This window comes from Acinetobacter towneri DSM 14962 = CIP 107472 (genome assembly GCF_000368785.1).
GTDB classification, from domain to species: domain Bacteria; phylum Pseudomonadota; class Gammaproteobacteria; order Pseudomonadales; family Moraxellaceae; genus Acinetobacter; species Acinetobacter towneri.
Window position 1 is genome coordinate 551,663 of sequence record NZ_KB849689.1, and the last position, 1,442, is coordinate 553,104.

The 1,442-nt window shown below is 36.1% G+C and carries 3 protein-coding genes; 1 reads left to right on the forward strand and 2 read right to left on the reverse strand.

What is annotated here, in order from left to right; genetic code table 11:
- Positions 1-66: 66 nt before the first annotated feature.
- Entirely contained in the window at positions 67-537 is a 471-nt protein-coding gene (locus F947_RS07000; RefSeq protein ID WP_004973741.1) for an FAD-dependent oxidoreductase, read from the reverse strand.
- Positions 538-747: 210 nt separating this feature from the next.
- Between F947_RS07000 and F947_RS07005 the strand changes: the two genes are divergently transcribed.
- Positions 748-1,041, forward strand: coding sequence for a type II toxin-antitoxin system RelB/DinJ family antitoxin (locus tag F947_RS07005; protein ID WP_004973743.1), 294 nt, complete (start codon positions 748-750; stop codon positions 1,039-1,041).
- A 275-nt stretch (positions 1,042-1,316) separates the two neighbouring features.
- Here F947_RS07005 and F947_RS14265 read toward each other — a convergent pair.
- On the reverse strand, positions 1,317-1,442 hold a 126-nt coding region (locus F947_RS14265; protein ID WP_154648281.1), incomplete at its 5' end, for an integrase core domain-containing protein.

Below are 1,442 nucleotides of genomic sequence, written 5' to 3' on the forward strand. Positions count from 1 at the left end.
TTCACTATGTGCGTATCAACTTTGCCAAAAGAATAAGCCTAAAATTCATGTGATTAAATCTTTGGCTTATCCGTAACTGGGGTTATTTAGGCTTTTGGCTTCAACAGAAACGCTTTCTTCATTCTGTTCGAAATTTGTCACTTCAACATTCCGCTCTACATAAATTCCTTTTTCTGACAGCGCTTCAACTAAGACTTCTTCAGTTGCAGATTGAGGAATCATTAAAAGGTGACGGAAAGGAGTATCAGGTGCATGAGCCTTATCATATTGCACACCACCAATTACATCTCCGGAGACAAAAAAGTTAATTTCAGTCGTATTAATCCCTCGTTTTGATAATTTCCCATCTAATCCTAGGCTTGCAAATAACTCTAATGAGCGGGGAGACATGATTGCTGCTCTAGATTCTTTAGCCGGCTCACTGTTTTTATCCAGGATTTTCACATTTACACCCAAATGGTTCAGTAAATATGCTGCCATTAACCCTGTTGGACCTGCACCAATAACTAAAACATCACACTCTTGATTGCTTTGCATAGGATTTCCTCTTAATTATTCTTTGCTCAATCAATATAGTCTTTTTTACTTTTAAATCCATATTTTAATTAGGTATTTACATCTATTTAACATAATGGCGGTTATACGAAATCCAGTTGTTAGAAACCATTTATTACATCAAAAGTAATGAAAAAGTAAAGAAAATGCATTATATTATCTTTACTTTAATGGTTTTTAAGTGAGGAAATCATGTCCGCAGTCAATTTCAATATGCGCTTAGAAGCAGAGTTAAAAGAACAAGTCACGCCTATTTTGGAAGACTACGGTTTGACTATGCCCCAAGCATTCAAACTGTTCTTGAATCAAATCGTTAAAACGAAAGCGATTCCTTTATCTTTTGACTATGCGCAAGAAACTGCTTTAACGCCTAAAGCAGCAGCCAAGTTACTTCAATCTTTAAAAGAGATTGAAAATGGCGAGTACACCGAGTACGAAACGGTAGAAGAAGCGATTAAAGCTATGTCGGAAGAAGCACATGGCTAAACGTAAGATTATCGTAACCAGTTCTTTTAAACGTGATATTAAAAGACGTTATTTAGAACTGCATCAGTTGGATAGCCATTCCGAAATTTTTGGATGACTATCGCTCGATGCTTTGAAAGATGGCTTTAGCCATGTTTCAAAGTCGGGCAACTTTGCGCTTGCTGTAATCTGATCAGTAATGAGAAAAACCAAGCAAAGTACCGATCATCTAGTATTTTTTAGGGTAATACCCCCATTTTTAATTGAATTAATGGGTAGAAAATCTAAAGCCCTTGTTATTGTTTAAAAATAGGTGGACAACCATTTACTGACATATGAGGTCGTTCATGATTATAAAAGTACTGCCAGTCAGTTGTATAGTCCTGCACCTCGCTCAGATCTCGAAATAAATATTGATTTAG